22 protein-coding genes and 1 tRNA gene are annotated in these 25,134 nt (G+C 41.6%); 16 read left to right on the top strand and 7 right to left on the bottom strand.

The features are described from left to right. Positions 1 to 129 precede the first annotated feature (129 nt). Positions 130 to 750 carry a 3'-5' exonuclease KapD gene (gene kapD / locus E2626_RS00115; protein WP_134378395.1) on the top strand — a complete coding sequence of 207 codons (621 nt, stop codon included), beginning with the start codon at positions 130 to 132 and terminating at the stop codon, positions 748 to 750. A 45-nt stretch (positions 751 to 795) separates the two neighbouring features. Here the strand turns inward: kapD and kapB are convergent, their stop codons facing one another. Further along, positions 796 to 1,176, bottom strand: a complete 381-nt coding sequence (gene kapB / locus E2626_RS00110; RefSeq protein WP_134378394.1) for a kinase-associated lipoprotein KapB — start codon at positions 1,174 to 1,176, stop codon at positions 796 to 798. A gap of 88 nt (positions 1,177 to 1,264) precedes the next feature. Between kapB and E2626_RS00105 the strand changes: the two genes are divergently transcribed. Then, positions 1,265 to 1,972 carry a peptidylprolyl isomerase gene (locus tag E2626_RS00105; RefSeq protein ID WP_134378393.1) on the top strand — a complete coding sequence of 236 codons (708 nt, stop codon included), beginning with the start codon at positions 1,265 to 1,267 and terminating at the stop codon, positions 1,970 to 1,972. 76 nt (positions 1,973 to 2,048) lie between these two features. Then, on the top strand, positions 2,049 to 2,255 hold the full coding sequence (locus tag E2626_RS00100; protein ID WP_244094211.1) for a hypothetical protein: 207 nt from the start codon (positions 2,049 to 2,051) through the stop codon (positions 2,253 to 2,255). A gap of 159 nt (positions 2,256 to 2,414) precedes the next feature. Here E2626_RS00100 and E2626_RS00095 read toward each other — a convergent pair whose 3' ends face one another. After that, a complete protein-coding gene (locus tag E2626_RS00095; protein ID WP_134378392.1) occupies positions 2,415 to 3,569 on the bottom strand; it encodes a MalY/PatB family protein in 1,155 nt (384 codons plus the stop codon). Between the two features lie 77 nt (positions 3,570 to 3,646). On the opposite strand from E2626_RS00095, the gene E2626_RS00090 reads away from it, so the two are divergent. Further along, entirely contained in the window at positions 3,647 to 3,907 is a 261-nt protein-coding gene (locus E2626_RS00090) for a DUF1871 family protein (protein ID WP_208528114.1), read from the top strand. Positions 3,908 to 4,186: 279 nt separating this feature from the next. Here E2626_RS00090 and E2626_RS00085 read toward each other — a convergent pair whose 3' ends face one another. Further along, positions 4,187 to 5,527, bottom strand: a complete 1,341-nt coding sequence (locus E2626_RS00085) for a sodium-dependent transporter (RefSeq protein ID WP_244094210.1) — start codon at positions 5,525 to 5,527, stop codon at positions 4,187 to 4,189. A 165-nt stretch (positions 5,528 to 5,692) separates the two neighbouring features. Between E2626_RS00085 and E2626_RS00080 the strand changes: the two genes are divergently transcribed. The 4 genes from E2626_RS00080 (at position 5,693) to yugI (ending at position 12,502) form a co-directional block, all read left to right on the top strand. Further along, on the top strand, positions 5,693 to 7,822 hold the full coding sequence (locus E2626_RS00080; protein WP_134378389.1) for a hypothetical protein: 2,130 nt from the start codon (positions 5,693 to 5,695) through the stop codon (positions 7,820 to 7,822). Positions 7,823 to 8,021: 199 nt separating this feature from the next. Continuing rightward, the gene (locus tag E2626_RS00075; RefSeq protein ID WP_134378388.1) at positions 8,022 to 10,121 is read left to right on the top strand and encodes a hypothetical protein; all 2,100 of its coding nucleotides are present in this window, start codon (positions 8,022 to 8,024) and stop codon (positions 10,119 to 10,121) included. After that, positions 10,111 to 12,045 (top strand): hypothetical protein, encoded by a 1,935-nt coding sequence (locus tag E2626_RS00070; protein ID WP_134378386.1) that lies wholly within the window; start codon positions 10,111 to 10,113, stop codon positions 12,043 to 12,045. Before E2626_RS00075 ends, E2626_RS00070 begins: the two co-directional genes overlap by 11 nt. A 76-nt stretch (positions 12,046 to 12,121) precedes the next feature. Then, positions 12,122 to 12,502: a S1 domain-containing post-transcriptional regulator GSP13 gene (gene yugI, locus E2626_RS00065; RefSeq protein ID WP_134378384.1), complete on the top strand. Its 381-nt coding sequence runs from the start codon at positions 12,122 to 12,124 to the stop codon at positions 12,500 to 12,502. Between the two features lie 237 nt (positions 12,503 to 12,739). Here yugI and E2626_RS00060 read toward each other — a convergent pair whose 3' ends face one another. After that, positions 12,740 to 14,068, bottom strand: a complete 1,329-nt coding sequence (locus tag E2626_RS00060; RefSeq protein WP_134378382.1) for an AAA-type ATPase lid domain-containing protein — start codon at positions 14,066 to 14,068, stop codon at positions 12,740 to 12,742. 192 nt (positions 14,069 to 14,260) lie between these two features. On the opposite strand from E2626_RS00060, the gene pruA reads away from it, so the two are divergent. From pruA to E2626_RS00045, 3 genes are all read left to right on the top strand, one after another. Then, complete coding sequence (gene pruA, locus E2626_RS00055; protein WP_208528116.1) at positions 14,261 to 15,808, top strand: L-glutamate gamma-semialdehyde dehydrogenase; 1,548 nt, start codon at positions 14,261 to 14,263, stop codon at positions 15,806 to 15,808. Between the two features lie 106 nt (positions 15,809 to 15,914). Beyond that, positions 15,915 to 17,105, top strand: a complete 1,191-nt coding sequence (locus tag E2626_RS00050) for an ornithine--oxo-acid transaminase (protein WP_134378378.1) — start codon at positions 15,915 to 15,917, stop codon at positions 17,103 to 17,105. Positions 17,106 to 17,197: 92 nt separating this feature from the next. Further along, positions 17,198 to 18,442, top strand: coding sequence for a Glu/Leu/Phe/Val family dehydrogenase (locus tag E2626_RS00045; RefSeq protein ID WP_134378376.1), 1,245 nt, complete (start codon positions 17,198 to 17,200; stop codon positions 18,440 to 18,442). An 89-nt stretch (positions 18,443 to 18,531) separates the two neighbouring features. Here the strand turns inward: E2626_RS00045 and E2626_RS00040 are convergent, their stop codons facing one another. Continuing rightward, positions 18,532 to 18,768 (bottom strand): DUF378 domain-containing protein, encoded by a 237-nt coding sequence (locus E2626_RS00040; protein WP_134378374.1) that lies wholly within the window; start codon positions 18,766 to 18,768, stop codon positions 18,532 to 18,534. A 141-nt stretch (positions 18,769 to 18,909) separates the two neighbouring features. Here E2626_RS00040 and E2626_RS00035 point away from each other — a divergent pair, with 141 nt between their 5' ends. The 3 genes from E2626_RS00035 (at position 18,910) to E2626_RS00025 (ending at position 22,225) form a co-directional block, all read left to right on the top strand. Next, positions 18,910 to 20,073 carry an iron-containing alcohol dehydrogenase gene (locus tag E2626_RS00035; RefSeq protein ID WP_134378372.1) on the top strand — a complete coding sequence of 388 codons (1,164 nt, stop codon included), beginning with the start codon at positions 18,910 to 18,912 and terminating at the stop codon, positions 20,071 to 20,073. Positions 20,074 to 20,387: 314 nt separating this feature from the next. Next, positions 20,388 to 21,737, top strand: a complete 1,350-nt coding sequence (locus tag E2626_RS00030; protein WP_134378370.1) for a glucose-6-phosphate isomerase — start codon at positions 20,388 to 20,390, stop codon at positions 21,735 to 21,737. A gap of 86 nt (positions 21,738 to 21,823) precedes the next feature. Continuing rightward, on the top strand, positions 21,824 to 22,225 hold the full coding sequence (locus tag E2626_RS00025) for a YugN family protein (RefSeq protein WP_134378368.1): 402 nt from the start codon (positions 21,824 to 21,826) through the stop codon (positions 22,223 to 22,225). Here the strand turns inward: E2626_RS00025 and E2626_RS00020 are convergent. Further along, complete coding sequence (locus E2626_RS00020; RefSeq protein WP_134378366.1) at positions 22,218 to 22,961, bottom strand: ion channel; 744 nt, start codon at positions 22,959 to 22,961, stop codon at positions 22,218 to 22,220. The two genes, E2626_RS00025 and E2626_RS00020, sit on opposite strands and share 8 nt — an antisense overlap. Positions 22,962 to 23,058: 97 nt before the next feature. Here E2626_RS00020 and E2626_RS00015 point away from each other — a divergent pair. Further along, positions 23,059 to 23,130: transfer RNA gene (locus E2626_RS00015), tRNA-Ala, on the top strand. Positions 23,131 to 23,218: 88 nt separating this feature from the next. Here the strand turns inward: E2626_RS00015 and E2626_RS00010 are convergent. Next, a complete protein-coding gene (locus E2626_RS00010; RefSeq protein ID WP_134378364.1) occupies positions 23,219 to 23,905 on the bottom strand; it encodes an MgtC/SapB family protein in 687 nt (228 codons plus the stop codon). Positions 23,906 to 23,999: 94 nt separating this feature from the next. On the opposite strand from E2626_RS00010, the gene E2626_RS00005 reads away from it, so the two are divergent. Continuing rightward, complete coding sequence (locus tag E2626_RS00005) at positions 24,000 to 24,884, top strand: DMT family transporter (RefSeq protein WP_134378362.1); 885 nt, start codon at positions 24,000 to 24,002, stop codon at positions 24,882 to 24,884. Positions 24,885 to 25,134 lie beyond the last annotated feature (250 nt).

Raw genomic sequence — 25,134 nt, 5'->3', positions numbered from 1 at the left:
CCTGCAACAAAACCTCACGGAAATTGTCGTATGAAAATTCAGACTTTTTTATAAACATTTAACCACAGCATGGTATAATAAACCCAATATTTTATGCAGGTGGTATCTGCATTAAAAAGGAGGTCTAACATGAAGAACAGGGAGAGTATCACATTGTTTATAGATTTCGAGTTCTCAATGCCTGAAGGGAGAGGTCATAAAGGATTTTTTCCTGAAATAATTGAAGTGGGTCTGCTTGCTGTCCGTGGTGGCAAACAGGAAAAATTTTCGAGTTATGTGAAGCCGCGTGTATTTAAAAGGCTGACCCGCAGATGTAAGAATTTCCTGAATATCAGCCAGCAGCAGGTTGACGGCGGAATTTCTTTTCATGCACTGGTGGAAAGACTGGCACTATATGACGAAGTGGGACACTGCAAAGTTGTTACGTGGGGCAACATGGATATGAAGGTTTTGAAACACAACTGCCAGATCGCAAAAATTCCTTTTCCATTTACCGGAGAGTTTGTTGATCTTTCGATGGAGTATAAAAGATTTTTTGGTGACAGAAATCAGACCGGTCTCTGGAAAGCAGTTCAGGAGTATGGAAAAGACGGCACAGGTAAACACCATAAAGCGCTGGATGATGCTATGACGACATACCACATTTACCAGCTGGTGGAGAAGGATAAAAAGTATTTAAATCAATCGGAATCCACAACGATTGGTGACAGGGTAGACTTTTCGGTACTCCGGCAATTTCTTGCTCAATAAAAAAGAACCCTCAAAAAGGGTTCTTTTTTTTGAACAATTGAAAAACTAAAACTTCAGATTGTACATCAACTCATACTCGCGCTTCACACCTTGCAAGGCTTCGAGGCACTTTTGATTAAATGGTGTATCTTCAGACTTAAGCTTTTCTTCCATTTTCAGCACCGCCTGAATTAGGCTTTCATTATAATCGCCTGGGTCCTCATCGTGTGGTTTGATCATATTACCTGGGATGTTCGCTCGTTCGTTAAAAGCTAATGCCTTGCGCTCATGAAAGAATGGAACATCCACCTGATTCGGATTGTGCAGATCTCCCTGCTGTGGGTGTTTGATTACGGCTTTAATTTTTATAACCTGATGGTCTGTATGTACCTGGTCCACTTCTCCGATATAAGCACCTGTTTTATAAAAAGCTTTAACGGTCTTCATAAAGTCATCACTCCTTTTACATAAGTTTAACGCAAATTGATGATTTTTTCTTTTCGTTAGTCTAAAGTATGAAGTGGAGGCGATTTAAATGAAAATTAAAGGGCTATTACTATTATCTTTTTTACTATTACTGACAGCGTGTGGCGCTGACGAAGGTGCGCAGGATGATACCACTGCAGAAAGCACCGAACCGGAATATACAGTGGTAGAGGGATATCCGCAAACTGATCCGGAACCATCTGAAAATGAACCGGTAGCTACAATGGAAACGTCAGAAGGTACGATTACGATAAAATTATTCCCGGAATCCGCACCAAAAGCAGTTGAAAATTTTATGACGCATGCTGAAAATGGCTACTATGACGGCTTGACTTTCCACCGTGTGATGCAGGATTTTATGATTCAGGGTGGTGACCCGGATGGAACAGGTGCAGGTGGTGAAAGCATATATGGAGAACCTTTTGAGGATGAATTTGATGAAGCATTGATTCATATGAAAGGTGCTTTGTCTATGGCTAACTCAGGACCAAATACGAATGGCAGTCAATTTTTTATTGTTCAGGCTGACACAATGACTGAAGATATGGTTCTTCAAATGGAGGAAGCAGGATTTCCTGAGCAAACGATTGAAATTTATCAGGAACGTGGTGGAACACCCTGGCTTGATAATGGTCATACTGTATTCGGACAAGTCATTGAAGGAATGGACGTTGTAGACCAGATCGCCCAAACTGAAGTTGTCAATGACAAGCCTGAAGAAGATATTTTGATTGAATCAATCGCGATTGAAGAGTAGCGTACACGAATTGTTCACGTGATGTCACAGTGAGTGACTGCTATAATGAATGCATCAGACATGAGGAGGACGGCCAATGATTGCTGAATGGTTTGTCTTACAGCTTTTCTTATACTTCCCGGAGGATAAATCCGAGTACTTACCAGCTGGATTATGGCTGCTGCTATTCGTATTACTAACCTTTATTACTTATAAATGGATTGTACGTGTATCGAAACGCCAGGCGGATGAAACGAAGAAGCTGGAAGACGAGATATTCAATCGTAAAGATACGCATTCCTGATTGAAAAGACCGAAGCTCAGAGAATATACTGAGTTCCGGTCTTTTTTTATGGCGTGACTGGATACTGCGTTGGAGATGGTGGACGCTACAGTCACCGGGTCGGATACTACAATCATCAGGCCGGAATACTGTCATCACTCTCCAAGAATCTACTGCCACTTACTCAAACGCTTTATTCAAACGCTCCATACCTTCTTCAACCATTGCACGTGGTGAAGCAATGTTCATGCGGATAAAACCTTCTCCGCCTTTCCCGTACTTTTCACCCGTGTCAACACCGAGCTTCGCTTTTTGGTAAAGAGCTTCTTTCATTTCATCTTCACTTAACCCTTTTTCCCGTGCGTCGATCCATAACAGGTAAGTGCTGTCAGGTTCCATCAAATAGAGCCCATCAATTTTATCGATGCCTTTTCTGACAATCTCAAGATTGCCTTCAAGGTAGTCAATCAGCTGTTCAAGCCATTCCTCTCCTTCTGAATAAGCTGCTTCCATTGCTGTAATCCCAAATGTTGAAAGGGTAAAGAAGCCTTGTTTTCCCTGATCTTCCTGCAGCTTTTTGCGGACTTCTTCATCTGGCGCAATGATCGCTGAAGCCTGCATGCCTGCCAGGTTAAATGTCTTAGACGGCGCGACAAAAGTGACGATATGTGGCGCATTGTCAGCGGCTTTTGCAGCGGGCACATGCTTTGCATGACGGTAAACAAGGTCGGAATGAATTTCATCAGATATCAGGTACACGTCCTCCTTTTTGCACAGGTCAGAGATTCTTTTTAACTCATCCTCAGACCAGATTCTGCCGGAAGGATTATGAGGACTGCAAAGCAGGAACATTTTTGCCTGCTTAAGCTTTTCGGCAAAATCATCCCAGTCAATTTCATAGCGATTATTTTTTTCGATCAGCTGGGTTAGCACCAGTTCACGTTCGTTTTGTTCAACCATACTGAAAAATGGTGGGTAAGCAGGTGTCATTGTCAGCACCTGGTCGCCTTTTTCGGTCAGTGCCCGAACAGCTGTAGCAATAGATGGAACAACACCTGGCGAATACATATACCACGCTGCATTTGTCTGCCAGTCATGTCTTTTTTTAAGCCAGCTGGAGATGATCCGGGCAGTTTCCGGCGGTACGAATGTATAACCAAATGGAGGTTCATTCAAACGCTTTTTCATTGAATTCAGCACAGCGTCCGGTGGGAGGAAGTCCATATCTGCCACCCACATCGGGAGTAGGTCATCCGTTCCAAATACGTCCTTCATCATATCCCATTTCACTGAATACGTTCCTTTACGTTTTAATTCCTCGTCAAATATACTCATCAGACACACATCCTTTCTATATCTCTTTTCTATGGTATGATAGATTGAGCATTTTTCATAATGATTAGGTGGGGCAAATGGATATTAATGAAATGAATTTAAAACTTGTGTTGATCTTGCAGGAATGGGACCCTTTTAAAATTGGAGAAGAAGGTTATGATTCAGAGATTGCGGATGTGATAAAGGCAGTGAATGAATTTCATCACCCTACAGACCTGGCGAAGAAAATCCAGGCGATTTATGAAGCTTCGTTCAAAGAGTGGATACCTTTGCAGGCGTGCACCAAAGTTTCATATAAGCTATTGGCAGTCAAGATGGAAGTCACGTGCCAAATATAACAAAACCCCTTAACACCGGTTATGGTGTTGAGGGGTTTATTTTAAATCCATCTCTTAATTTCCTGATCAAGCAAGAATTAATATTTTTTACTCATTATGAAAAAGAAAACTAATTTAATAAGCACAGCGATGATCGGAGTGGAAGGCGGTGACTCCAGCGTGATAAGACGGACAGGTGAGACCCCGCAAGGCGCAGCCTGAGGAGGCTCACCGCCGTCCGCGCAGCTTCCGCCTGAAACGGAGATCTTATGCCAAATTTCTTAATTCAACCTAGTTTTCTTAAATAATCTCTAACGACTGCAAAAAGATTGCGATGATTGCCAGTGGTGCCACGACTTTAATCAGGAAGTACCAGACGTGCATCCATTTTGCATGTCCGTTTGTTCCTTTTGAAAGTTCCTCGAATACATCTTCTTTCTTCAGACGGTAACCGACAAATAAACTGATCAGTAAGGCCCCAAGTGGTAACCCGAAGTTATTTGCTACATAATCCGCAAAGTCAAAAATCAGCATGCCGTTAATTGTTACATCAGTCAACACACCAAACGATAAGGCACTTGGCAAACCGACAATGAAGATTAATGTTCCGGCAATCCAAGCATACTTTTTACGTGCTTCCGGACGTCCTCTTGAAAATGATGCTGTAACAATTTCTAGTATAGAGAAAGCCGAAGTCAGTGTTGCGAAAAGGAGCAGTGCCAGGAATACAAACATGAATAGCCCGCCAAATGCAAGCTCATTAAATACTGCCGGCAGTACGACAAATACCAGTCCCGGTCCTTCACCAGGCTCAAAACCAAACGCGAATACTGCAGGGAATATCACAATTCCGGCAAGCAGTGAAATCACAATATTTAAAACCGCAACTGAACCCATTGATCTTCCAAGGTTCTCATCATCTTTCAGATAAGAAGCGTAAGTAACCATAACGGAAACCCCGACACTTAATGCAAAGAACGACTGTCCCAAGGCCAAGAGCATGGTTTCACTCGTCATATAACTCCAGTCAGGAATGAACAAGTAGGCCAATCCTTCTGAAGCACCATCAAGTGTTAATGATCTGATGGCAAGAATGACAAACATCACTAAAAGGGCAGGCATCATAATCTTACTGGCACGTTCGATACCATTTTGAATACCAGTTTGAACAACCGCAATGGTCATGATCATAAAGATCGCTTGAGCGAGCAGAACTTCAACAGGGTTTGAGATAATGGTTTCAAACAACCCGCCGTATTCTTCCTGAGATAACCCCATCAGGTTACCAGTCACACTTCGATAAAGGTAGGATAAAATCCATCCGCCTGCAACGCTGTAAAACGATAGAATAATAATTGCGACGATTGTACCGAGATATCCTACAAACGGCCATCCGCTTGAAGGTGCAAGTTTCCGGTAAGCTGATATCGCATCAGATTTTCCGCGTCTCCCAATAACAAACTCAGCGAGCAGGATTGGACCCGCAATTAACATTGTAAATAATATGAAAAACAGCAGAAAAATACTCCCGCCATTTGATCCCGCCATATACGGAAACTTCCAGATCGCACCGAGACCGATTGCTGAACCGGCAGCTGCCAGTATAAATCCAATCTTCGACGACCATTGCTGTGACTTCATCAGTTCCACCTCTTCTTTCATTGATTTGTATATGCTACTACAAGTATACAAGGGCTGAAAAGACTTTTTTGATAAATCTTTTTTAAAATGTTCTGTAAATTCTTTCTAACAGCCCAAATTACCCAGTATTTTCTGTATAATAATGAATAGAACAGGGGGGGAATGATGGAGCAGTTAAAACAAAAGTGGCTGATTGAAGCAAATCAGTTGTTGCTACAGCTGGGCGTAACGCCTGAAAATCGACAGGTCTGCCTAGTTAAACTAAACACTAAACAATTCAATTCCAGATTAGATATTTTAAAAGAGTGCCTGCTTTTTGCACGGTCATCAGAGAATGATGAATATGAAAAAATCTCACCCCACGCAGATGATCAGGAACTCCATGAAGCGATTCAAAGACTTCCATTCAACCAAAAATCAAATTTATCCCTTCATCGTTATTACTCATTTTCAGAAAGTGAAATTGAACAGCTCACTTCTCTGTCATATAAAGAATCTCTTGAACATGAACAGTCTGCAATCACCACATTAGCTGATTTGTGGCAGACAGATAGAAGTCAAATCCCTCATTTTCTATCGCTATTAGAGGAAGCTTATCAAAGTAAGCAGCTGGATCCGGAAGATCTGTCCCAGCCGGATGAGAAAACAGAGGAAGCAATTAAATTAAAAGAAAAAAAGAGTTCCAAATGGCCGACAGTTGCTGCCGGAGGTGTCCTAGCGGCTGCAGTTGGCACGATGTTTTTAATGAATGACCCACTTCCTCAGGCAACTGAAGAAACAGCTGGAGATGCAGTTCATGAAGCACCGGAGGAAGAACCTGAATTTGATGACGGAAAATTAACTGAACTGGATACACTCATCAAAACCAGAAAAGAAGAACTTTCAGGGGCTCTGGGACTTAACGAAGAGGAAGTAAACAGTTTAAATGTCATCATGAATGTGGAAAGTCAGCTCCAGTATATGAGGGAGATCAATGAAGGATATCACCAGGGTTCTCATGGTGACAGCGAGCAGATGATAAGCATGCTGACTGATGAAATACAGGCATCTACTGCACCTCCAATGGATATGCTGGAGGCATTTTATGAACTGTCTGGAGAGTATTATGGAAATACTGAAGTTGAACTGTCTGATCAGACAGTCACTATGTTTATGAATAACGGTCAGAATTTGATCGCATTGTATGAAAATAAGTTGAATGAACATATAGAATCAATTGCACCGTGGAACCGTTCTTATTATAAAGATGATGAACTGCCTGAAAAGGAAAAAGTATTGAGGGAAAAGATAAAAGAGAATGGATTTACTTATGATTATGATGCAGAGGAAGCGGAATTCACTGTTACTTTGGGTGGAGAAATATTTGAAGAAAGAACCGGGTTTCTCCAGCCAGCGTATAGAGAATTTCTGAAAAACATGCCACCTTCTTTAGATGAACTGTATCAGGCAGGGTCTGTTGAAACGGAACCTGATTACTGGAGTTATGCAGTTACAGCGCTGGAACTTGAACACAATATAAATGATTTTTATCAACTGGAAAGTGAGTCTAAAAGAGAAAACAGTGAAATACCTATAATGCTGGGATTGCCACAAAGCCTTAATTTTCATTACAGTGAGCTGATCCGTAGTCTTGTAACAGGAAATACAGTCAATCATTCAAGGACTTATTCAGACTTAAGAGAAGAACAGCTTGAAGTGTGGGAGAGAATCCTTGAGGATGAAGCATTTGAAGGCTCTTATATTAGAGAAATGATCGCATTCCAATATCGAATAGGGGAAGAATCTCAATTTGATATGCCGTCCGGCTGGTCGGATATTGAATTCGCACCTTTTTTTACGAAGACAGGTATTTGGCATGAATCCGGACATTCAACTCATACGGACGTGCCGCTTCAGGATTACCTGAAGGAAGTGTATGAGACATATGTGTTTGAAAAAAATCAGGAGGCAATCAGGCTTTTACATCCGAAATTTATCATTCTGTTTTACTTTCATGCATTGGAACAAAAAGATTATGAGGTTGCTTATTCGTTAATGGGAGGAGAAGCTCTTCCTGAATTCGGCCGTTTTGAAAAGGTCGTAAGTGAACAGAAATATGAGTTTGAATCCGTAAGATATATCGTTGGAGGAACTTCTGGTGGACTGGATACAGAAGCTATCTTCACGATTCAAATTAACGGGACTGAAACAGGAATAACGCTGATTTTAGAAGATGATATGTATAAAGTGAAGTATATTCGAGACGGCATGTTCAATTTGTATGAGACAAAGGAGGAGGAAGATGCTCCGATCTGAGAAAGACCTGAATAATTTCTGATTTGCTGCAAGGTATAGAAAGAAAGAGAGAGCTGTCATCATCAGGGCAGCTCTTTTAATTTTGGAACAATAAACAGCATTTGACTGTAGAAGTCTTTATGAATGTTCAGTGAATTCAATCAATTGGACCAAACGTCTCAGGGATTTCTGTATAATGGGAAGAAATAGGGGTGAAATCATGCATTTTTCAATAGAAGAACCTTACTGGAAAAATAAAGCGGAGCAGTTTATGATTCAGCTAGGAATGAGCGAAGAGAGCCGCAGAGAAATTCAAATCATTTTAATGAAGAATCAGCCGGAAGATGCAATCCAATTATACAAAAAGATTCTAAATGAAGCATCAGTCAGACAACCGTCTGTAGAGGAGATATCTCCACACGCTGATGATCAGGAATTACATGCTGAACTCCAGCGGTTACCATTTGAATTGAGAGCCGCAGTTGCTCTTTCCTCTTTTCACCAAATTGAAAACAACAGGCTGGAGCAGCTTGTCGACAGCGGCGATGTTCAGGAAGGACTTCGTCAGTTGGCAGATCAGCTGAAAATAGATAACATGCAGACTCGAAAGCTGCTTCAATACCTGGCGCATACATATGAGAAAAAAGAAATGTCTGAGATAGAAACAGAGGAATTAACAGGAAAAGCCGGACCAGAAGAAATTGAAGTTAGAAAAAAACGGTCTCTGATTAAACCACTAGCCGTCGCAGCAGGCGCTGTTGCAGCATTATCAGCTGCGATGCTGTTATTGAGCGATCCTGTTTCACCAACTGAAGACCAAAGTTCAGGTGATCAGGTGGAAGAAGAAGGTGAAGAAGAAACCCAGAAAGCCGAACCAATTTTTTCAGATGAAGAAATAGATGAACTAAAAGAAACTCTTAAGCAAAATAAAGAACAGCTTTCACAAACGCTATCTTTGCCTGAAGAAGAGATCAACATGATGATGGTCTCCCACCAGGCTGAAGCACACTTGAGCTATATTGAAAGGTTAACGACTGCTGATAGCGAACATGCACATGGCAATGTTAGTTCTCTAAAGGATTCAGCAGTTAATATGATTGATATGGTAAGGCCGCCGCTAAAAATACTTAAAGCAGCTTACGACGAAGCAAATGAAATGATTGGGTACGACGAAATCGATTTGAGTGATGTCTCAGTCTCGATTTTTATGCACATAGGTTCAGATTTCCTGACTGTTTATCAAAATAAGCTGGAGCAGTTAATAACAGCACACCAGTATACTGAAGAACAACTAAAGGAAAACCATCCTGATCTATTTAAAAGTATGACCGAGAATGGAATCGAAGTAAGATTTGAAGAAGACGATCAAGTGACTGTCGAATTCGGAGGAGAGCGGTTTATTGATGAGACTGAATTTTTACACCCTTATTATAGGGATGCGATCGCTTCGATACATGAACAGTATTTATTCGGGGATTTTTATAGCGAGGATCAGAATGAAGAAGTATTGATGGAAATGCCGAAAATATTACTCAGGCTGGAATCACAAATTGTTAAATTTTACGAATTGGAAAAGGATTTAAACGATTCTGAAGATGCAGACTCACGCTACCGGATGCTTCAAGTGCCATCTACATTAAGCATGAATTACACCGAAATGCTGATGTTACTTACGGCACAAAGCAGTATGTATGATGGGAGTTCGAGTGATGAAATATCGGAGAAACATTTAACAGTCTGGAATCATATTTTGCAGGAATCTGAATATGAAGGCACAAGACTCAGGAGTATCATCTCAATGCAAAAAGAAGTATTTGAAGAAAATGATTCCGACAGACCGGACGGCTGGGGAAGCATAGCTCTTTCACCATTTAAAGAATTTACAAATCCTATGAATTTTAGGGGACGGCAGATGTTAGTTTCAATGCCGCTGGAAGGGTATGCATTGCAGTTGTATAACAAATATGCAGCAGAAGGAAATGACTCCTTAAAATACCTTCATCCGAAGACATCGATTCTTTATTTTCTAAATGCCCTTCAGCAGGGAGATTATGAAACAGCATATTCATTAATGGGAGGAGAGGAGTTGCCAGTGTTTGAGGATTTTGTCTCGGAAGCGAAACAGCAGGAATTCAATTTTGATCAAATGGTTGACCTGGTGCCGAGCTCTTCTCAAGTAGGTGAATTTGACTTTCAAAATCAGCACGGGAATCAATCTATGAATTTTACGTTGATTAAAGAAGATGAGAGATTTGCAGTCAAATATAATGCCAGGTTATTAGAAGGGTTAAGTACCGGGGATGATCCTGATGCTTTATGATGAAAAACAGCTGAATGATTTTCTTTTTGCAGCCGGTCTGCCACTGCAGGAAAGGGCTAAAATCATCCGGGAAGTATTGGATCTGCCTAAGGATAAAAGAATCCCTGCCATGGTCAAAAAAGGGAAAGATGTACCTGCGCTTCATAGATCAGATGTTTTCAATCACATTGAAGATGAAGAAGTATGGCTTGAATTATCAAAGCTTGATATGCGGGACAGAGTGGCGGTGCTGCTGCCATATTTTGAAGAAACAGCTGTGTTTGAAGAAGAATCCTTCCAGCTCCTGAAAGAACGGATAGAATCAAAGCTCGGGTACAGGATTACATCAGAACAGCTTGATCAGATGGTGCAGATGATGGTGTCGGAAGTCAGGAAACGCTCGCATGAACCTTTACCGGCTGCTGAAGAGGATGAAGCTGTTGAACCTGTTAAAAGCCGCACCCAGGTCAGTAAATGGATCTGGGTTGCTGCAGGTTTTTTTGTGATTGTGACCGGCATACTGCTGGTCCAAAACCCTGGACAGCAGGAGGGAGGCAGCACAATTGTCCCCACTGAATCTGAAGGTTCATTAGAGGAAGAGATGAGCAGCTTAAATCAGGCGGTTGATCAGGAGATTGAATCTCTTTCAGAAGAGCTTGGGCTGAGTACAGAAGCAGTGTGGCAGCTGGAGTTTGTCAGTAATGTGTTAAGTCAGGTAAACAGTATTGAGGAATACATTGAATACGCCGAGTCAGAAGAAGAAAGATCATCGGCACTTAGTGAAATCAGAAGAACAGAACAGCTTATTTCTTCACGTCTGATGAGACCGATCAGTCGGCTGGATGATGCTGCTTCCCGGATTTCAGCGAGTACAACTTACGGCATTCTTGAAGTAAATGACAGCTTGTTATCAAGATTCACTTATGATGCTTCAGGGATGATTGAGTTATATGAAAATGCATTATCAGTGTATGATGAACAATTAACCGAATTGGATACCCAGCTGTCAGATTTTACGTTTTCTGAAGATGTTCAGCGATTAATTGAAAAAATAGAGTCTAACGGATTTGAAGTTACCATTTTACCTGATCAGCAGGAGTTTGATGTGAATTACGGTGAAGAATCGATTGACCGGGCAATGAATGGTTTTTTAGTAAATGAATATCTGGATATCATTCAGGAGCAGAAAAAGCAGCCTTATATTCAGGATGACGGTGAAACGGCTTATACCTATGAACAGCAGGCAGTGAAACTGTTTCAGACAGAAGAACTGCTCGTCCGCTCAGCAGGAACTGAAACCTTATCAAGTGAACTGTTATATCATCACACAGAGCTGTTTCAGTACTTTCTAAGGGATATTACTGATGAATCAGGTCAGCTGAGGTCTGAAGTGAAGGAGCTTTGGGAAGCACTGATTTCAGAAGACCATCAGCAAAAATATACTGTAGCCCGTTATATCAAAAGCATCTATGAGGCGTTCGAGCAAAATGATTTTTATATTTCTGAAGAAGTAAGAAAAGTCAGAGACCGATACACAGTTGTACCTGTTTCCTATCGCATCAGAAAAGCAGATGCTTACTTTCCTTTAAGTGAATCGATGAGAGCGAAATATAATATGATCACCGCATTTAAAGAAGAGCAGGATATCAACTTTTTACTGCCTAAGGAAGCTGCATTAATCTATGTCAATTCGCTGGTGTTAAATAATCAGGAGGCCACAGCACAAATCACCGTTCCTGAAACGTTTGGCAATGCAGACAAAAGCAATTGGACCGGTACCTCCATGCAGGCAAATGAAATCACTAGCATTCAGACTGAGTATGAAAATGGCAAAGCCATCGTAACTTTCTCAGGTGAGAACTTTGAAGAACACCAGATTATCATGCAGGAAATAAACGGCGTCTGGAAAGCTGAATTTGACCCTGAGCATTTAGAGTGGTTTTGATTTTATGATCGACTTGTGATATAATCAATAATTGCGTGAAAACGATAAAAAATAATTGGTTATAGGAGAGATTTCTATGTCTACAAAATTCGCAGCAGGACAAGAACTAAAAGGTAAAGTTACAGGAATTCAGCCATACGGTGCATTCGTTGCACTTGATGAAAATACACAAGGTCTCGTACACATTTCTGAAGTTACTCACGGTTTCGTTAACGACATTAACGATCACCTTACAGTAGGTCAGGAAGTTAACGTGAAAGTTCTTTCAGTTGACGAAAATGCTGGTAAATACAGCCTTTCAATTCGTGCTACTGAAGAAGCACCTGAAAAGCCACAGCGTAAAGAACGCCGCCCGCAGGCTTCTAAAGCTGTATCACACACTGAAGATACTACAGGTTTCAACAGCCTGAAGGACAAGCTTCAGGAATGGATCGACAAGTCAGACATGAAGCGATAATAGTATTAAAAAAGACTCCTGCAGGTTTAGTTGCTGCAGGAGTCTTATTTTATGATTTGGAAAGATGCTGAACACGTTCTCCGGTTTTTCTGGAGGAATTAGCTCTGCTCCGGGGATAATTGGCTCACCTCGCAGAATAATTGAATCACCCCCGGCAATAATTGGCTAACCCCCTCACAATAATTGAACGCCCCAAGATTAACCGGAAAATGAACTCAACCACTGAACATATCTGGATCAGCCCTTCAATTTCAACCCATGTTTCTTCATTCTGTACTGCAGATTCTGTCTGCTCATACCGAGCGCATCTGCAGTTTTAGTGATGTTGTAATCATGGTACTGCAGTGATTTCTGGATATAATATGACTCGGCTTCCTGCAAAAAACTGTCAAGTGTTTGTGAGGCTTTGCCTTCTTTGACCATGAAGGCAGTTCCGTCAAGTGCCGGCATGTTACTTGATGGGTCATCAAATTTCAGTCTGAAATAGTGGGGAAGGTGTGAATATGCGATCACGTCTTCACTTCCCAGTGCCAGCATAGAAGCTTCCATCATGTGCTCGAGCTCTCTGACGTTACCAGGCCAGTCGTATTCATTGAACAACTGGAGCACTTCTTCTGACGCTCCCGACACAGAGGTTTGAAAGCGAATGTTAAATTGATCTATAAAATACTTCGCAAGTTCTTTAATATCTTCCTTTCTATCTCTTAAAGAAGGTACGAATACTGTCCTCTCACTGATTACATAGTACAACTCTTTCAACAGCTTTCCTGATTGTATGGCATCAATGGGATCCTCGCTTAACGTCAAAATAAAATAATCCCGTTCTTCGCGTGATTTATTTTTTTCTTTTAAAAGTTTTTTTGCGAGATTTCTCTGCAATTCGATTGATAAATATTCTGCATGGCCCATAAAGTAAGTTTTTCTGTTGCTGCCCTGGAGCTCTCCAATAAATTTTTTGCTCCGTTCATCAGATGAGTTTCTGAAATCCAGTCCAATAAAGCTGCTTTCATGCAGACCTCTTTCTAAATGGATGCTTTGAGCAAGCAGTTCTTTTCCTGTCCCTGCTTCTCCGCATAATAGTAAATAATCTTCGCTTGCTGCTGCACGCTTCCCTTCTGTAATCATTTGATTGATCAGTGGAGACTTACCGGCCCAGTGATCAAAGGATGAGAGTTTTTTGTGCGAACTGATTTCCTGGTCGACAGCAGTTATTTCTCTGGAGACCTCGATTGCGCCTAATACCACATCCTCCACGACGATCGGAAAAGTATCGTTAATCGCAGAAATTTCATGTCCTTTTAAATTAAAGTAAGACTGTTGCACATTTAATATAGGTTCTTTTAAAGCAAGTGCCTGAAGAAGCGTACTCTGTTCATCAGGGTGAAATTGAAATACATCAAGCAAACGCTTATCCAGAAGGTCGATATTATCCATCCCTTCCATTTCGCGCATTTTTTTATTATAAAAAATGGTTCTGCCGTTGGCATCCACGACGTGAATGCCACGGTCGATCACATCAATCATTGATGAAATAAATGCTGAACGCTGAATTGAGTCTTGGCGCACGGCCTTTTCACTCCTTTCGTACTGCAGTTTAGCAAGGTTTCTGCAACATGGATTGGCTTTTTTAAATGACAGAAAAGAGAAAATACTTGAAAAATGCAATGATCTTTTGCATTATTATATATGTAAGGGTTTTCTTACTGCAAATATTTTTTGCGCAAGACCCAAAACAATATTCAATTAATTAGGAGGTTTATTATGATTCCTTACAAGCATGAGCCATTTACTGATTTTTCGGTAAAAGAAAACAAAAAAGCATTCGAAGACGGTATGAAAACCGTTGAAGGATATTTAGGGCAGGACTACCCGCTGATCATTGATGGACAGCGCGTGGTAACAGAAGATAAAATTGTATCTTACAATCCTGCAAAGAAAGATGAAGTTGTAGGCCGTGTGTCAAAAGCGAACCAGGAGCTTGCTGAGAAGGCAATGCAGGCTGCAGATGAAGCGTTCAAAACGTGGAGAAAAGTGAAGCCTGAAGTCCGTGCTGATATTCTTTTCCGCGCAGCAGCAATCATCAGAAGACGCAAGCACGAGTTCTCTGCACTGCTTGTTAAGGAAGCGGGTAAGCCTTGGAATGAAGCGGATGCTGATACAGCTGAAGCAATAGATTTCCTGGAGTACTATGGCCGCGAAATGCGCGCGATGAAAGAAGGCAAGAAAGTTGAAAGCCGCCCGGGTGAATTCAATCAGTACAACTATATTCCGCTTGGGGTAGGGGTTGTCATTTCACCTTGGAACTTCGCTTTCGCTATTATGGCAGGAACTGCAGTTGCAGCCATGGTTACCGGGAACACAGTACTATTAAAACCGGCTTCTACGACTCCGGTTGTAGCAGCAAAATTTGTAGAAGTGCTTGAAGAAGCAGGCATGCCTAAAGGTGTAGTTAACTACATTCCAGGTAGCGGTAAAGAAGTGGGAGACTATCTTGTTGACCACCCAAGAACACGTTTCATCTCTTTCACAGGATCACGCGATGTAGGTACGCGTATTTATGAAAGAGCTGCAAAAGTTCAGGACGGTCAGGTTTGGCTGAAGCGCGTGATCGTTGAAATGGGCGGAAAAGACACAATTGTTGTCGATAATGAAGCTGATCTTGAACTTGCTGCACAGTCAATCGTCAAATCAGCGTTCGGATTCAGTGGACAAAAATGTTCTGCATGTTCAAGAGCGGTTGTTCTTGAAGAAGTGTATGATCAGGTACTTGAGCGAGTAATTGAACTGACGAAAGAATTATCAGTTGGCGAAACAAAATCCCCGGATACATTCATGGGGCCTGTCATTGATCAGGCTGCATTTGATAAAATTATGGGTTATATTAACATTGGTAAAGAAGAAGGCCGACTGGTTGCAGGTGGTGAAGGCGACAGCAGCAAAGGGTTCTTCATTAAACCAACAGTATTTGCTGACGTTGATCCGAAAGCACGTATCATGCAGGAAGAGATCTTCGGACCAGTTGTCGCAATTACTAAAGCCAAAAACTTTGACCAGGCAATTGAGATTGCAAATGATACAGACTACGGACTGACAGGCGCGGTCATTACTAATAACCGTATGCATCAGGAGCAGGCAAGAGAAGACTTCCATGTTGGGAATCTTTACTTTAACCGCGGCTGTACAGGTGCCATTGTAGGTTACCAGCCGTTTGGCGGATTCGATATGTCGGGTACAGACTCTAAAGCCGGCGGACCGGATTACCTGACTTTACACATGCAGGCAAAAACAACTTCAGAAATGCTTTAAGCTTTAAAAGAAAAAGCAGGCAGGTAAGAGATTGTACAGATATGTCTGTATACGGGCAGTGTTTGCCAGTCTCTTCCTGCCCTTTTTAATAGGAGGAACAAATAAAATGGTAAAATCAACATCAATTATCGAAAAAACAGAGCGTTACGGTGCCAATAATTATCATCCGCTTCCAATCGTGATTTCAGAAGCAGAAGGCGTATGGGTTAAGGATCCTGAAGGCAACAAGTATATGGATATGCTGAGTGCATATTCAGCAGTGAACCAGGGACACCGTCACCCGAAAATCATCCAGGCACTAAAAGATCAGGCGGATCGTGTAACACTGACGTCCCGTGCTTTCCACAATGATCAGCTTGCTCCCTGGTATGAATTAATCTGTGAGCTTTCAGGTAAAGAAATGGCACTTCCGATGAACACGGGTGCTGAAGCAGTGGAAACAGCGGTGAAAACTGCAAGAAGATGGGCCTATGAAGTAAAAGGTGTTGAAAAGGATCAGGCAGAAATCATTGCGTGTCATGGAAACTTTCACGGCCGTACAATGACAGCTGTATCTCTTTCATCTGAAGAAGAATATCAGCGCGGATTTGGACCAATGCTTCCTGGTATCAACCTGATTCCTTACGGAGATCTTGATGCACTGGAAAAAGCCATTACAAAAAATACTGCAGCATTTCTTATTGAACCGATTCAGGGAGAAGCGGGTATTGTCTTCCCGCCAAAAGGTTTCCTGAAAGCCGCAAAAGAACTTTGCAAAAAACACAATGTCCTTTTCATTGCTGATGAAATCCAGGCGGGACTTTGCAGATCAGGTAAAATGTTTGCCTGTGAGTGGGAAGATGTCGATCCGGATATGTATATCCTTGGTAAAGCGCTTGGCGGAGGGGTTTTCCCGATTTCGTGTGTAGTAGCTGATAAAGATGTACTCGGTGTATTTAACCCTGGATCACATGGCTCGACTTTCGGTGGTAATCCAATGGCTTGTGCGGTTTCAATCGCATCACTTGAAGTATTAAAAGATGAGAAGCTTGCTGAACGTTCACTTGAGATGGGTGAGTATTTCATGGATGCACTGAAGAAGATTGATAACCCGATTATTAAAGAAATCCGCGGCAGTGGTTTGTTCATTGGGATGGAATTGACAGAGCCGGCTAGAAAGTATTGTGAAGAGTTAAAACACGAAGGATTACTGTGCAAAGAAACGCATGAAACAGTAATCCGTTTTGCACCTCCGCTTGTCATTTCCAAAGAAGAACTTGACTGGGCGATCGAAAAAATCACACGCATTCTTTCTTAAATTTTTGTTAACAAAACCATCGTCTAAACATGCTGGTTATGTTACAATAATGCCGATTCATACTATTGAAATAAAAGAGGCGAACATTAATCATGGCAGAAAATTTGAATCTCTTTACGTCTACACAAGAGGTTATTCACGAAGCACTGACAAAAATGGGGTACGATGATGCAGTTTATGAACTAATGAAAGAACCAATGCGCCTTCTGACTGTGCGTATGCCAGTCCGCATGGATGATGGCAGCACGCGCGTATTCACAGGATACCGCGCACAGCACAACGATTCTGTTGGTCCGACAAAAGGCGGCGTTCGCTTCCACCCGGATGTGGATGAAGAAGAAGTAAAGGCACTTTCAATGTGGATGACGCTGAAATGTGGAATTGTTGATCTTCCATATGGCGGCGGTAAAGGCGGAATCATTTGTGATCCTAGAACAATGTCAATGGGAGAGCTTGAAAGATTAAGCCGTGCATATGTACGTGCAATCAGTCAGATCGTAGGACCTACCAAGGATATTCCTGCACCTGATGTTTACACAAACTCTCAGATTATGGCGTGGATGATGGATGAGTATAGCCGGATTGATGAATTCAACAGCCCTGGTTTTATTACAGGAAAGCCAATCGTTCTCGGTGGTTCTCAGGGACGCGAAAAAGCAACTGCTCAAGGTGTAACAATCTGCATTGACCAGGCTGCTAAAAAACGTGGAATTGACATTATAGGTGCACGAGTCGTAATACAGGGATTTGGTAATGCGGGAAGCTTTCTTGCAAAGTTCATGCATGATGCCGGTGCGAAAGTAATTGCAATTTCTGATGCGCATGGTGCGATCCATGATCCTGATGGACTTGATATTGACTATCTGCTTGATCGCAGAGACAGTTTTGGTACAGTCACAACACTGTTTGAAAATACATTAACAAACGATGAGCTGCTCGAAATAGAATGTGACATTCTTGTTCCTGCTGCTGTTTCTAATCAGATTACTGCAAAAAATGTAGACAATATTAAAGCATCAATCGTTGTTGAAGCTGCAAATGGTCCGACAACGCTTGAAGCAACAAACCGTCTGAATGAACGCGGCGTTCTGCTTGTACCGGATGTACTTGCAAGTGCCGGCGGTGTAACTGTATCCTACTTTGAGTGGGTACAGAATAACCAGGGCTACTACTGGACTGAAGAAGAAGTAAATGAAAAGCTTGAGAAAAAGCTTATTGATGCTTTCAATCAGGTATATGACCTTTCACAAAGCAGACGTGTCAATATGCGTCTTGCTGCTTATATGGTAGGCGTACGAAAACCTGCTGAAGCGAGCCGTTTCCGAGGCTGGGTATAATCTAATTTGTTTTACAAAGGGTTGTCTGACATTTTGTCAGACAACCCTTTGTGTTCATGTCAATCACTGAATGTGTGTGAACATGTTCATTATGAAATAGGAGCCGGATCTCTTTCCTGCCTTACAGAAGGCTCCCAGGATTTAAATAATAATCCTAAATTAATGAGTCCTGCGATCCCGACAAGTACGTATACAATTCTTGCACCGACTGAATCAACTCCCCCGAATAAAGAAGCTACTGCATCAAATTGAAAAAACCCAACGAGGCCCCAATTAAGTGCGCCGATCACAGTTAAGAATAGTGCAGTTCTCTGGACAGTGTTCATCATATCCCTCCTTTAATATAAGATCGCTTTATTATTTGCAGTTACTCCTTTGCTTATTCTGCTCAAGCATCTCAATTGCATTCAACTCTTTAATAAAAGATAATGATTAGTGGACAGCAGAACAAAATAGGAGGTATCACAATGGATACATTTACATTTTATAATCCTGTGAAATTAATTTTTGGTAAAGACCAGGTAGAACAATTAAAAGAAGAAGTACCTAAATATGGAAACAAAGTGTTAGTCGTATACGGTGGAGGAAGCATTAAAAAAAATGGACTTTATGATCAGATCATGGGTCTATTAAAAGAAATCAATGCTGAAGTGCATGAGCTTTCAGGTGTTGAGCCAAACCCGAGACTGACTACAGCTGAAAAAGGGATTGAAATCGCTAAAAAAGAAAACATCGACTTCATTCTGGCAGTTGGCGGCGGCAGTGTAATTGACTGCACAAAGCTTATTGCAGCAGGTGCTAAATATGATGGCGCTGCATGGGACCTTGTCACAAAGAAAGCATTTGCCAGCGAAGCACTTCCGTTTGGAACAGTATTAACACTAGCAGCAACAGGCTCTGAAATGAATGCAGGTTCTGTTATCACAAATGAAGAGACACAGGAAAAGTACGGCTGGGGAAGTCCTGCAACATTTCCACAGTTCTCAATCCTTGATCCTCAAAATACATTTACAGTGCCTCAAAACCAAACGATCTACGGCATGGTAGATATGATGAGTCACTTATTTGAGCAGTACTACCATAATGTATCAAACACACCAGTACAGGACCGCTTAATCGAGAGTGTTCTTCGTACAGTGATTGAAACCGCTCCAAAGCTTCTTAATGACCTTGAAAATTATGAGCTGCGTGAAACCATTTTATACAGTGGAACACTTGCATTGAATGGTATGCTTCAGATGGGTTACAGAGGAGACTGGGCATCACACAATATCGAACACGCTGTATCAGCTGTTTATGATATTCCGCACGCCGGCGGTCTGGCAATCCTGTTCCCGAACTGGATGAAGCACAATCTGGAAGTGAATGAAGCGCGTTTTGCTCAAATGGCAGTCCGCGTATTTGATGTAGATCCTGAAGGTAAATCTGACCGTCAAATCGGCGAAGAAGGTATTCAGCGTCTGCGCGAATTCTGGACAGAAATCGGTGCACCTTCAACACTTGCCGATTATGATATTTCAGATGAAAAAGTTGACCTCATGGCTGACAAAGCAATGATCAACGGAGAATTTGGGAACTTCAAGAAATTAAACAAAGATGACGTAGTGAAGATTCTTACTGCATCACTGTAAATTACAATGAATGCATTTAATAAAAGGGATGGGACAAAATTGTCTCATCCCTTTACTCGTTTCGCTGCGCTTCAGGCGTACGCTTTCCGTGTGAGCCGTTTTATGGCTCCGGTTCAATCGGACCTCCTCGGCACAAGCGCCTGAGGGTCTCACCGCCCGGCCGCGGAAAGCGTCCCCCTAGAACGGAAATCATCGGCCAATCTAATAAAAATTAAACTTTTTTATAATGTATCCGTTTACAATCAGGACCATTCTTGATTCTCTAATAGACATCATATAAAGTGAAGAAAGATAAACTAAGGAGGATAAGCGATATGACTTCAATTCGTTTTGATTATTCAAATGCACTTGATTTTTTCGGTGAACATGAACTGACTTACCTTCAAGGAGCAGTAAAAGAAGCTCACAATGCACTGCACGAAGGAACTGGTGCAGGAAGCGACTTTTTAGGATGGGTAGATCTTCCGGTGAATTACGACAAAGAAGAGTTCGCACGAATCCAACAGTCAGCTGAAAAAATCCGTAAAGATTCAGATGTGCTATTAGTAATTGGGATTGGCGGTTCTTACTTAGGTGCACGTGCTGCGCTTGAAATGCTGAATCACAGCTTTTATAATGCCCTATCAAAAGATCAGAGAAAATCACCTCAGGTTTTATTTGTGGGGAACAATATCAGCTCTACATATATGAGAGACCTGATGGACCTGCTTGAAGGGAAAGATTTCTCAATCAACGTCATTTCCAAGTCAGGTACGACGACTGAACCGGCAATTGCTTTCCGTATTTTCCGAAAAATGCTTGAAGAAAAGTATGGTAAAGAAGAAGCGAAATCACGTATTTATGCGACAACAGATAAAGAAAAAGGTGCGTTAAAAACATTGGCATCTGAAGAAGGCTTTGAAACATTTGTTGTGCCTGATGATGTTGGTGGCCGTTACTCAGTACTGACAGCAGTTGGCTTATTGCCAATCGCCGCAGCAGGCATTGATGTTGAAGCAATGATGAAAGGTGCTGCTGATGCACGTGAAGAGTACAGTTCTTCTGAGCTTTCAGAAAACGGTGCTTACCAATACGCTGCAATCCGTAACGTTCTTTACAACAAAGGGAAAACAGTTGAAATGCTCATTAACTATGAGCCAGGACTTCAGTATTTCAATGAATGGTGGAAGCAGCTGTTTGGGGAAAGTGAAGGGAAGGATCTGAAAGGAATTTTCCCTGCGTCAGCAAACTTCTCAACAGATCTTCACTCTCTTGGTCAGTATGTTCAGGAAGGACGCCGCGATATTTTTGAAACAGTGGTCAAAGTAAAAAGCCCGCGTCATGAACTGAAAATTGAAGAAGCTGAAAGTGATCTTGATGGTTTGAATTACCTTGCAGGTGAAACAGTAGACTTTGTTAATAACAAAGCATTTGAAGGAACGCTGCTCGCGCATACAGACGGCGGAGTACCGAACCTGATTCTTGAAATTCCAGCAATGGATGCTTATACATTCGGTTATATGGTTTATTTCTTTGAAAAAGCCTGTGCAGTGAGCGGTTATCTTCTGGGTGTTAACCCATTTGATCAGCCTGGTGTTGAAGCATATAAAGTAAATATGTTTGCACTGCTGGGAAAACCCGGCTTTGAAGAGAAAAAAGCTGAGCTTGAAAAGCGTCTGAAATAATGACTGAAGGCTGTCCTTTACCGGGCGGCCTTTTTACATACAATTTATTGGTTTGGGATACTCTACACGTTAAAGGAGTGTGGAATATGCATAAATTTCAATCTTCAATAGAAGGAAAAGAGTTTCCGCTGGTTTTACTGGAGGATCGTCTGAAAAAAGAAGGCTATGTTATAGGAGGAGGCTGGGAGTATGACCATGGATATTTTGATTTGTTACTCAGTCAGCAGGGCGAATACTTATATTTAAGACTCCCGTTCGAAGCTGAAGGAGGAGAATTGGATAAAGATGATAGTACTGTCCGGATGCTGCAGCCATTTTTGCTCAGTCATCAATATGACCCTGACAGGGATCAGGATGCGTCATCCGGAGCGGTGTCAGCTGCCTTCAACCAATTCCAATCGCCTGAAAATAAAGATGCATCACTTTCGCCCGAGCAGATTGAACATGGACAAGCCACATTAAACAGAGCAGAAAAACTCCTCAGTTAGATCCGTGCTGGCTGAGGAGTGCTTCTCCGATCACTTGCTTCGTTTTAACAACTGAATCTGCTCCTGCTGAAAACGCCTGTTCAATCAATTGATCAGAGATTAATTCTGCTACACATTTGATTGAAGGATTGATTTTTTTGGCAGACAGAATCGTTAAAATTGTCTGGGCATCAGCAGCTTCTTCGTTTAAATGCTGATCCGCAGTAATGATGATTACGTTAGCTTTATCAATACAGGCCTGACGTAAAACGGAAAATTGATGGGCTGTTCCTTTTATAAAATCGACCCGTTTTACATCATACATTGGATGAGCGTTTAAGGTATGGTCTATAATAATTGCATCTTCCTGAAGCTTTGACAGCACATAAAAAGCTCTGGCATTCCACCCGACGACAATTGTATGTTTCGATTTAGATACGCTTGCCGCGCCTTCCCGTACTGCCTGTTGAGTGTGAAGTGCATATGATGCAAACATAAAAAAGTATGTGGATAACAGTCCCGCACCTATAAATAAGAGGAAGGCAGCAAGCAGTCTTCCTTGTGTACTTGCAGGTACAAGATCGCCATAACCGAGCGTGGAAATCGTAACCAGTGCCCACCACCATCCATCACCCATTGATCTGAAGGTTACGGGTTCAAGGAGATGGATCAAAATCCCGCCAAAAAAGATTAAAAAGAAAACAGCACAAATTAAAAATAACCATCTGGGCAGTCGGCTAATTTGCTGAAAAATCATCGGATTTCACCTCGAAATCAGTATTGCCTATTTGAATATGAAAATATTCCTTTAAGTATTGCAACAATGATTTTTGACGGTATAATAAATTGTGGACGGGGCTATAGTTCAGTGGGAGAATGCTTCACTGGCAGTGAAGAGGTCAGGGGTTCGAATCCCCTTAGCTCCATTTAAAGAAACCCTTGAGGCTCATGAGCTTCAAGGGTTTTTTGAATTAAATAAGATATTAGACTGACGATCCCAAAGCGATTCTTCAACTATCTCGATTCGATTTCCACACCTTCCACATCTTTCATAACAGATAACGAACTATAAAGTTCCATTACACTTTGTTTAATTGGTATAGATGCATTCAGTTCAACCAAATGGAATTTTTCTTTTGTGTCTTTTAATCTGACCCGTTCAATCACAACACCATCAGCTTTCAGGTCTTCTAATAATTTTTTGCCGTACTCAGGTTTTGATAATAGTATTTTGATGTAGATTTCTTTTTGTCTGAAATGAGATGGACCAGTCCATTTTAAAATGAATGGAAGCAATTCAACGCTTACGATAATCAGTATCACGCCCATTGTAGCCTCAACGTAGAATCCGGCACCAACTGCAATTCCTACACCTGCAGCACCCCAGATGATCGCGGCAGTTGTCAGACCTGAAATCGTATCATTTCCTTTGTGGAGGATCACGCCTGCTCCGAGAAAGCCAATGCCGGAAACAATTTGCGCTGCCAGTCTGAGGGGGTCCATGGTAATATTCACTTCTTCATCTCCGCTGAAAGTATAAGCGGATTCAATTGATACGATTGTTAAGAGGCAGCTCGCAATAGATATAACCAAACTTGTTTTAAGACCAACCGGCTTCTTTTTTAATTCGCGTTCAATCCCGATGATTAAACCGAGTATAGCGGTAATGCCTAACTTAATTAATAGTTCTTCATTAATCATTTACAGCACCCCCTTGAATTATATGAATGAATAGATCAAAGTAAAGATATGGCAGTGCTTATACATATTATACCGCGGCGAAGGGGAATGTACTATGCGAATTAGTGAGAGGCTCGCTCCACTTGCAATTATCATTGGCGTGATCACAGTTTCATTTTCGGCAGTTCTCGTAAAGTTATCATCCGGAGAACCAGGAGTGATTGCTTTCTATAGAATGTTTTTTAGCGCACTCATACTGTTACCTTTCTTTTTAAAAAGTCATATTAAAGAAGTGAAACATCTGAAGAAAAAAGATTGGATGATTACTGCAGCCTCAGGTGTCTTTTTAGCTTGCCATTTTATACTCTGGTTTGAATCGCTTCAGTACACATCAGTAGCCAGCTCTACTGTATTAGTAACAATGCAGCCTTTATTTGCATTTGCAGGCGCATACTTTCTCTTTAAAGAAAGAATCACATCACAGGCCGTTATCTCGGCATTGGTCGCAATATCAGGCAGTGTGCTGATCGGATTGGGGGATCTTCAGGTAAGCGGTCTTGCGTTGTTCGGTGATATCCTTGCGCTGATATCCTGCGCATTTGTAACTGGCTATCTGTTATTCGGTCAAAGTGTCCGGAAGCATCTTTCCCTCACAACATATACCTTTCTTGTTTACTCATTCAGTGCGCTTGTACTTTTAATATATGTACTAATAAAGAGAGAATCACTCGGTCCATTTGAAACGAACGACTGGATCATTTTTTTGAGCCTTGCCATCCTGCCAACTTTATTCGGACATTCGCTTTTCAATTGGGCTGTTAAATGGGTGAGTACAACGGTGATCTCAATGGCTATTCTATTCGAGCCTGTTGGCGCAGCGATATTTGCTTATTTTATATTGCATGAAACAATCAGCACAACACAGTCACTTGGAGGAATGATTATTCTGTTAAGCCTGGGTTATTTTGTTTTAACCATTAAGAGGATCAAAGTATCTTAAACAAGTTTAAAAGTTTTTTTGTAAAAGGTATTGCGCTATATAAAATGCCATGATATATTATTACCTGTCCTTAAGAGACGCGAACACAAAACGCACAACATTTTAACTTGAAGGAATTCAAAAAAGTGTTGACTCGTAAGGCGAAAAGAGATATGATGATTAAGTCGCTCGAGTGAGAAATCACGCTGAGCTGGAGAAACATTTGAACCTTGAAAACTAAACAACCAAACGTCAACGTTTAAGATTTTAA

It is taken from the genome of Jeotgalibacillus salarius, assembly GCF_004405125.1.
GTDB classification, from domain to species: Bacteria; Bacillota; Bacilli; order Bacillales; family Jeotgalibacillaceae; genus Jeotgalibacillus; species Jeotgalibacillus salarius.
Note: the sequence above shows the minus strand (reverse complement) of the source record. Positions and strands in the feature narration are given on the sequence as shown.

What these genes read in the sequence shown, in the direction of transcription:
- kapD (WP_134378395.1), top strand. Translation starts at nt 130, where the DNA reads ATGAAGAACAGGGAGAGTATCACATTGTTTATAGATTTCGAGTTCTCA.
- kapB (WP_134378394.1), bottom strand. Translation starts at nt 1,176, where the DNA reads ATGAAGACCGTTAAAGCTTTTTATAAAACAGGTGCTTATATCGGAGAA.
- E2626_RS00105 (WP_134378393.1), top strand. Translation starts at nt 1,265, where the DNA reads ATGAAAATTAAAGGGCTATTACTATTATCTTTTTTACTATTACTGACA.
- E2626_RS00100 (WP_244094211.1), top strand. Translation starts at nt 2,049, where the DNA reads ATGATTGCTGAATGGTTTGTCTTACAGCTTTTCTTATACTTCCCGGAG.
- E2626_RS00095 (WP_134378392.1), bottom strand. Translation starts at nt 3,569, where the DNA reads ATGAGTATATTTGACGAGGAATTAAAACGTAAAGGAACGTATTCAGTG.
- E2626_RS00090 (WP_208528114.1), top strand. Translation starts at nt 3,647, where the DNA reads ATGGATATTAATGAAATGAATTTAAAACTTGTGTTGATCTTGCAGGAA.
- E2626_RS00085 (WP_244094210.1), bottom strand. Translation starts at nt 5,527, where the DNA reads ATGAAGTCACAGCAATGGTCGTCGAAGATTGGATTTATACTGGCAGCT.
- E2626_RS00080 (WP_134378389.1), top strand. Translation starts at nt 5,693, where the DNA reads ATGGAGCAGTTAAAACAAAAGTGGCTGATTGAAGCAAATCAGTTGTTG.
- E2626_RS00075 (WP_134378388.1), top strand. Translation starts at nt 8,022, where the DNA reads ATGCATTTTTCAATAGAAGAACCTTACTGGAAAAATAAAGCGGAGCAG.
- E2626_RS00070 (WP_134378386.1), top strand. Translation starts at nt 10,111, where the DNA reads ATGCTTTATGATGAAAAACAGCTGAATGATTTTCTTTTTGCAGCCGGT.
- yugI (WP_134378384.1), top strand. Translation starts at nt 12,122, where the DNA reads ATGTCTACAAAATTCGCAGCAGGACAAGAACTAAAAGGTAAAGTTACA.
- E2626_RS00050 (WP_134378378.1), top strand. Translation starts at nt 15,915, where the DNA reads ATGGTAAAATCAACATCAATTATCGAAAAAACAGAGCGTTACGGTGCC.
- E2626_RS00045 (WP_134378376.1), top strand. Translation starts at nt 17,198, where the DNA reads ATGGCAGAAAATTTGAATCTCTTTACGTCTACACAAGAGGTTATTCAC.
- E2626_RS00040 (WP_134378374.1), bottom strand. Translation starts at nt 18,768, where the DNA reads ATGAACACTGTCCAGAGAACTGCACTATTCTTAACTGTGATCGGCGCA.
- E2626_RS00035 (WP_134378372.1), top strand. Translation starts at nt 18,910, where the DNA reads ATGGATACATTTACATTTTATAATCCTGTGAAATTAATTTTTGGTAAA.
- E2626_RS00030 (WP_134378370.1), top strand. Translation starts at nt 20,388, where the DNA reads ATGACTTCAATTCGTTTTGATTATTCAAATGCACTTGATTTTTTCGGT.
- E2626_RS00025 (WP_134378368.1), top strand. Translation starts at nt 21,824, where the DNA reads ATGCATAAATTTCAATCTTCAATAGAAGGAAAAGAGTTTCCGCTGGTT.
- E2626_RS00020 (WP_134378366.1), bottom strand. Translation starts at nt 22,961, where the DNA reads ATGATTTTTCAGCAAATTAGCCGACTGCCCAGATGGTTATTTTTAATT.
- E2626_RS00010 (WP_134378364.1), bottom strand. Translation starts at nt 23,905, where the DNA reads ATGATTAATGAAGAACTATTAATTAAGTTAGGCATTACCGCTATACTC.
- E2626_RS00005 (WP_134378362.1), top strand. Translation starts at nt 24,000, where the DNA reads ATGCGAATTAGTGAGAGGCTCGCTCCACTTGCAATTATCATTGGCGTG.